The organism is Nocardia sp. CC201C (genome assembly GCF_030010695.1).
Classification (GTDB): Bacteria; Actinomycetota; Actinomycetes; order Mycobacteriales; family Mycobacteriaceae; genus Nocardia; species Nocardia otitidiscaviarum.
Window position 1 is genome coordinate 1 of record NZ_JASCXP010000407.1, and the last position, 6,724, is coordinate 6,724.

The window sequence follows — 6,724 nt, forward strand, 5'->3', positions numbered from 1 at the left end:
CGCGGTCGATGCCCGCGACGGCCAGCGTTTCGTCCACGCCCTGATAGCGGGTGCGCAGGGAAGCGCGGACGGAGCCGCCGAGGCCGGTGAAGCCGGTCCGGACCAGCTCCAGGTAGGAGTTCCGTTCCCGCACCAGCGGTTCCGGGCGGCGGACGATCCGCAGGATGGCCGAGTCGACCGAGGGGACGGGCCGGAAGCTGGTCCGGTCGACCCGGCCGTGCAGTTCCCAGGTGAACCACGGCCAGGTTTCGGCCGTCACCAGGCTCCAGCGGCCGTAGTCGCCGGTACGCTTGCGCGCGTACTCCCGCTGGGTGAGCAGGGTCGCCGAGGTCAAAGCGGGTGCGGTCAGGCACCAGTCGACGATCTTGGCGGTCACCGAGTACGGGATGTTGCCGACCACGGCGAACGGTTCGCGCGGAGCCCTCGCCTTGGTGAAATCACCTCGGACGACGCGTATTCCGCTCTCGCGTCGGGTTCGCGCGGAGAGCTTCATCGCCAGCAGCGGATCTATCTCGTATGCGGTCACCCGGGCGCCGCGACGAGCCAGTTCCGTGGTGAGTACGCCCTCGCCCGCGCCGGGTTCGAGCACCAGCCCGGTCGGTTCGGCCACCGCCACCATGAGCTGGACGGCGTCGCGGTTCACCAGGAAGTTCTGCGAGAGGGTGCGCCTGGCATGGTCACGCGGCGTGCGAGCGCCGCTGCCGCTGGTGACCTTGCGCTGGGTATGCGAGTAGTTTCGGTGTGCAAAATCTTGCGCCACAGCGTGTGCCCTTTCGGGTCCTCGAGTCGAATGAGTCTCGAAGGGCCCTGGGCGCGCCTGCGGACGCCGAGAGAAGAATCCGCGTCCGCTAGCGGGCCAGAGCCCGGCCGTAGCGCATACGGATGAAGTAGGGGGCGCAGTGACATGTCATGCGAGAAACCGTAGGGAGCACATGACTCCCGCCGCAACCGAATTATTCGGCGGCGACTCCCCCGTCACCGCGATGCCGATGAGGGTCGAATCTCCCCGTCCGATTACAGCGCGAGACTCGATACCGCGGCCGCGACCGTCGTGGCCACCTCCACCGCCGCGCCGAGCACATCCCCGTTGAGCCCGCCGAACCGGCGAACAGCGTGGCGGACCAGCGCGGTGGCCGCCGCCAGCGCGGCTCCCACGGCGATCGGCCCCAGCCACCACGCATCGGTGACGAATCCCGCTGCCACCAGAGCGACTGCGGCCCAGGCGAATCCGATCGCGCGCCCCTGCGTTCCCGCGACCAAAGCCCCGAACCCGGCCCCCGGGGCGGCGTCGATCCCGCTGCGGCACGCGAGAACCACCGCGACCCGCCCCACCGCCACCGCGACCACCACGGCCGGCCACCGCTGCGCATCCACCAGCGCCGCGAACGAAACCGCCTGTATCCCTATGACGAACACCATCGCCGCCACCCCGAACGGCCCCGCCCCACCGCTCTTCATGATCTCCCGCGCCCGCTCGGGTGGGCCGTAACTCCCGAGCCCGTCCATGGTGTCGGCGAGCCCGTCGAGATGCATCCCCCGCGTCCCCAACGCCAGCGCGGCCACGCCCACCAAACCAGCCAGCAGCGACGAGGCCCCCGCGACCGCGAGCACCCACATCACCGCGACGGCCCCCGCGCCCAGCAGCACCCCCACCACGGGCGCCCACGCGATAGCGCCCGCCGCCGCGCGCCTATCCACCTGCTCCGGCCCTCGCACCGGCAGCACGGTCAGCCACGACACGGCCAGCGCGAGCCCCTTCACCGACTCCTCCGGCATGCAGGTTCCCGCATTACGCCGCACGCCGAGCCGACGGCACCGCGAACCCGTGACCCGACCCGCCCGCTCCTCACCGTCCGCGCATCACCGCCGGTGGACGAACGATCAGGGGGAACTGGTGGCGGCGTCGTGCGAGTGGCCACCGCCACCAGTCCCCCCTCGCGATGAGGATGACCGTGGGGGCGACGGCGGGTGGGCTCCATTGCGTGCGCAGGGCGGTACCGCCGCGCGCTGGCGGCGGGACCGCGGCACGTCCGGATATCAGCCGCCGTAGCCTGGTCCGCATCGCACGGGTCGGCGGGTCCGGGGCACCGGCGCAGTGGGCGGCACCCGCGTGAGAGCCGTCCCTTACGCACTGGCTTCCGGCGAGTCGGCTGCACCCACCCCGGCTTCGGACGACGTAGTTCCGCGCCCACCGGATTCTGTCGAATTGCCAGCGCGCACACCCGCTCCCGACGAACCACCCACGCTCGCACCCGTTTCCGATGCGCCAGGCGCGTTCGCACCCGCTTCCGAAGAACCACCCACGGTCGCACCACCGTCCGATGAATCAGCCGTGCTCACACCGGCTTCGGCGAAGGTGGCCATCTCGCCGAGGGTTGCCACGGCCGCGCGCAGGATCGGGAGTGCGGTGAGCGCGCCGGAGCCCTCGCCCAGTCGCATGGTCAGGTCGACGAGGGGTTCCAGGCGCAGTCGGTCCAGGGCGATCTGGTGAGCGGGTTCGCTGGAGCGGTGACCCGCCACCCACCAGGCGCTCGCCCCGGGTGCGAGCTGTTCGGCGATCAGGGCGGCGGCGGTGACCACGACGCCGTCGAGGATCACCGGGGTGCGGCGGGCGGCCGCGCGCGCCAGGAATCCGGCCATGGCGGCGAAATCCGCGCCGCCCGCGACCCGCAGCAGGGCTTGCGGGTCCTTGACCACGGGGCGCGCCCGCCACATGGCGTCGCGCACGGCGGCGGTCTTGCGCATCCAGCCCGCGTCGTCGATGCCGGTGCCGCGGCCGACCGCCACCACCGGTTCGGTGTCGGTGACGGCGGCGATGAGCACGGTGGCCGGGGTGGTGTTGCCGATGCCCATATCTCCGGCGATGAGAAGATCCGCGCCGGAATCGATTTCCTCGTCGGCGAGGGCCGCTCCGGCGTGCAGCGCGGTGCGGGTCTCGTCTTCGGTGAGGGCGTCCTCGCGGTCGATGGACCCGCTGGAGCGGCGCACCTTGAACGTGGAGATCTCCGCCGCGGTATCGCCCTCCACGGCCAGATCCACCACCCGCACGGTGGCATCGGCCAACCGCGCCAACACATTCACGGCCGCACCGCCATGGAGGAAGTTGGCGACCATCTGCGCGGTCACCTCACTCGGATACGCCGACACCCCGTGCCGCGCCACCCCGTGATCCCCCGCGAACACCACCACCCGCGCCCGCTCGAACTGCTTGGGCGGACACACCCCCTGACATGCCGCCACCCAGTTCCCCAGCGCCTCCAGCCGCCCCAGCGCCCCCGCCGGTTTGGTCAACTGCCCCTGCCGCTCCCCCGCGGCCGCCCGCATCGCCGCATCCGGTCCCGCCACCGGCCCGAACTCCACCGCCACCGCACCCCCCTTCGACAATCCGACCCGCCGCTGCGCACCCTCGCCGTCAAAGGAAGCAATTGCGCCCCCGGCAGCCCCGTCCACCTGCCCGGCACCACCATCGGTTGGCTCGTCATCGACGCCCGCCGCCGCGGAATGAGCTCCCCCCACTGCGGCAGGCACCGAGAGGGCGACCGAATCATCTTGCGCGGCTTCAGCTTTCATCACCTCACGGACAGAGGCTCCCGCACCGGCGCTGTGCGACACGGGTACCAGCACCGCATGGGCCCCGGCATCCCTCGCCGCCCGCCGCTCACCGGCGGCACCACTGTCCGCGCCATCCACGCCCGGCTTGACCCGCACCGCCTGCCCGGCGACGAGCAGATACACCTCATCGCACACCGCGGCGAGCCGCTGGTTGAGCGTGCCGATCTCATCCCGGAACAGCCGTCCGGAACGGGTGGCGGGAATGATGCCCAACCCGACTTCGGGGCTCACGATCACGAGCCGCTCCGCATAGCCGGCGACGGCGGCGACGAGGGCGTCCAGATCCGGCCCCACGGTGCCGCGCGGCAGCTCCCACGCCTTGCGGGCGTCCAGGCGGGCGGTGAGCCAGGTGCCGAGGTCGTCGATCAGGGTCGCGGGGGTGGGCTGGCCCAGGCCCGCGATCGGGTCGCCCTCCACCACCGTCCAGTCCGCGGGGCGGCGCGCCCGATGCGCCGCGATCCGCTCGGCGAAGTCGGTATCCGCCGGATCGACCACGGCGGTGGCGATGTACCGCACCGGCCCCGCGGCCACCAGTTGTTCCGCGAACGCCGATTTTCCGGACCGCGCCCCGCCGAGCACCAGTGTGCGGAGCGGCCGATCGGTTGAGTGAGCAGTGTGCGACACGGTCAGCACGGTATCAATCACCGCGCCACACGGCGCTCCCCAACCCACGCCGACACCAGCCCGAGCCGGTGAACATGAGTGACCGGGTCCCTCCCCGCGCACCCAGGGTCCGTAGTCCTGCCCCGCACATGGTGGCGGCATGCGTTCTCGCACCGGCGCGACCTCGTCGCCAAGGCCCCACCCGAATGCCGCCCTCGACCCCGGCACCCCACGCACCGACCGGGCGCACGATCAGCCATCCCGCCTGGCCGCGGTCAGCCATCCCGCCTGGCCGCGGTCACCTGTCTCAGCACGGATGACGTGCCTCCGACTCTCCGAACGCCGCACCCGGCCCCATCCCGAATGCCGCCCGGCACAACGCAGCCACCGGTGAACCCGCCCGGACCCAAGCCCCCGGAGGGCGCATCTACCCGGCCCGTCCGCTCACTGGTTCTGCACGGCCAGCCGCCCCGCGAGTGCCACGAACGACGCCCCGAACACCCGCCGCATCCAGATCACCACGGCGGGCCGCGTGATGATGTGGTCCCGCACCGCCGCCGCGGCCACCCCGTACACCGCGAACACCACGAAAGTCGCGAGCATGAACACGCCGCTCAGCTCGAGCATGCGCGGCACGGCATTCGCGGACCCGGCGGGCACGAACTGCGGCAGGAACGCGAAGAAGAAGATGGTCAGCTTGGGGTTCAGCACATTGGCCAGTACGGCCGCGCCGATCACCCGCCCAGCGCCCGGGGCGGCGCCCGATTGCTCGGGCACGGTCAGCGCCCCCTTGTCGCGGAAGGTCATCCACGCCATGTACAGCAGATACGCGACGCCGAGATACTTCAGCGTCTGAAAGGCCACGGCACTGGTGTTCAGCACCGCGGCCACACCGGTCACGGCGGCGATCATGTGCGGAACGATGCCCAGGGTGCAGCCGAACGCGGCGATCACGCTCGCCCGCGTGCCCCTGGCGAGCCCGGCCGCGAGGGTGAACAGCACACCGGTTCCGGGCGTTGCGACGATGACGAGCGTCGTCAGCAGGAATTCGATGCTCATCTCCCGCACAGTAACCGGCGACCGCTTCCGGCAACACCCCCGGCGCGGGCGGTGCGCGGGCCGAGCCCCCCTAGACTCCCACTTCGTCCGGATGCGCCCCGAAGCGCCGGCGATACTCGGTGGGCGCGATGCCGACGAGCCGCTGGAAGTGGTGGCGCAGCAACGCCCCCGATCCGAATCCGCACCGATGCGCGACCGACTCCAGATCCAGTTCGGTGTCCTCCAGCAGCTGTTTGGCCAGCAGAATCCGCTGTCCCGTCAGCCATTTCACCGGCGTGGTCCCGGTTTCGGCGGCGAAGCGGCGCGCGAAGGTGCGGGTGGACATGGCGGCGCGGGCGGCCAGGGCCTCCACGGTATGCGGCAACTCCAGGTGCTCGTTCATCCAGTTCAGGGTGTCGCTGAGGCTGTCTGAAGTGCATTCGGGGACCGGGCGTTCGATGAACTGACGCTGTCCGCCGTCGCGCTGCGGCGGCACCACCATGCGCCGTGCGATGGCATTGGCCGCCGCGCTGCCCAGTTCGCGCCGCACCAGATGCAGGCAGGCGTCGATCCCGGCGGCGGTGCCCGCACTGGTGATCAGATCCCCCTCGTCCACGAACAGCACATCCGGGTCGACGGTCGCCTTCGGATACCGTTGCGCGAGATCGTCCACGTATTTCCAGTGGGTGGTGCATTTGCGGTCGTCGAGCAGTCCGGCTTCTCCGGCGAGAAACGCCCCGGAGCAGACGGTGAGGACGGTGGCCCCGTTCTCGGCGGCTTCCCGCACCGCGGTGATCACCCGTGGATCGGTCTGTTCCAGCACACCGAACGGAAACGCCGGTATGGCAACGAGATCCGCGTTCCGCAGCTCGTCGAGCCCGTATTCGGGCGTGACCGTGATGCCGGGTGTGCTGCTGCCCAGCGGCTTGCCGGGTTCGAGCCCGCAGACGCGGAAGTCGAAGTAGGGCAGCCCGTCCATTCGCCGGTCCAGCCCGAATACCTCGCAGACGACGCCGAATTCGAACATGGCGAGGCGCTCGTTGAGCACCACGGCGACCTTGGACAACATAGCCCCAGCCTATCTGGCCGAATCTTTGCGAACAATGTCAGTACTGCCACTGTTGGCAGAAAGCTCGCGAGAGAAAACTTACTGCCATGCACGCAGTCACCGCAATACTCGCAGCCGCAACCGTTATGACCGCCATGGCAATGGTCACCGGCGCGGCGATGGCCGGCGGCACCGAGACTTCCGACGAGCAGGAGGCATAAGCCATGACCGCCATCACCACCCCCGCCAGCACCGTCTCCCGCGGCGAGCGTCGCAGCATCGCCACGGCGATCACCCTGTTCCGCCGCGCGTTCACCCTGTTCGCCGCCGCCGGGCGGGCCGTACCCTTCCACCGCGAGGAAGGCTCGCGGCGGGCCGGTTCCTACGACGTCGTCGACCGCGACACCCAGCGGGCACTGGCCG

The 6,724-nt window shown here is 70.8% G+C and carries 6 protein-coding genes; 1 reads left to right on the forward strand and 5 read right to left on the reverse strand.

Annotated features, from left to right (window positions below):
• From erm to QK444_RS29980, 5 genes are all read right to left on the reverse strand, one after another.
• A partial coding sequence (erm, locus tag QK444_RS29960) for a 23S ribosomal RNA methyltransferase Erm (protein WP_282785474.1) occupies positions 1-760 on the reverse strand: 760 nt, incomplete at its 3' end.
• 254 nt (positions 761-1,014) lie between these two features.
• Positions 1,015-1,761, reverse strand: coding sequence for an adenosylcobinamide-GDP ribazoletransferase (locus QK444_RS29965; protein WP_282785479.1), 747 nt, complete (start codon positions 1,759-1,761; stop codon positions 1,015-1,017).
• A gap of 363 nt (positions 1,762-2,124) precedes the next feature.
• Positions 2,125-4,236, reverse strand: coding sequence for a nicotinate-nucleotide--dimethylbenzimidazole phosphoribosyltransferase (gene cobT, locus QK444_RS29970; protein WP_282785475.1), 2,112 nt, complete (start codon positions 4,234-4,236; stop codon positions 2,125-2,127).
• Positions 4,237-4,659: 423 nt separating this feature from the next.
• Positions 4,660-5,274, reverse strand: a complete 615-nt coding sequence (locus QK444_RS29975; RefSeq protein WP_282785476.1) for a LysE family translocator — start codon at positions 5,272-5,274, stop codon at positions 4,660-4,662.
• Positions 5,275-5,344: 70 nt separating this feature from the next.
• A complete protein-coding gene (locus QK444_RS29980; RefSeq protein WP_282785477.1) occupies positions 5,345-6,322 on the reverse strand; it encodes a helix-turn-helix domain-containing protein in 978 nt (325 codons plus the stop codon).
• 203 nt (positions 6,323-6,525) lie between these two features.
• On the opposite strand from QK444_RS29980, the gene QK444_RS29985 reads away from it, so the two are divergent.
• On the forward strand, positions 6,526-6,724 hold a 199-nt coding region (locus QK444_RS29985), incomplete at its 3' end, for a hypothetical protein (RefSeq protein ID WP_282785478.1).

Coding starts and splice junctions, on each gene's coding strand:
- QK444_RS29980 (WP_282785477.1), bottom strand. CDS start 6,322: ATGTTGTCCAAGGTCGCCGTGGTGCTCAACGAGCGCCTCGCCATGTTC.
- QK444_RS29975 (WP_282785476.1), bottom strand. CDS start 5,274: ATGAGCATCGAATTCCTGCTGACGACGCTCGTCATCGTCGCAACGCCC.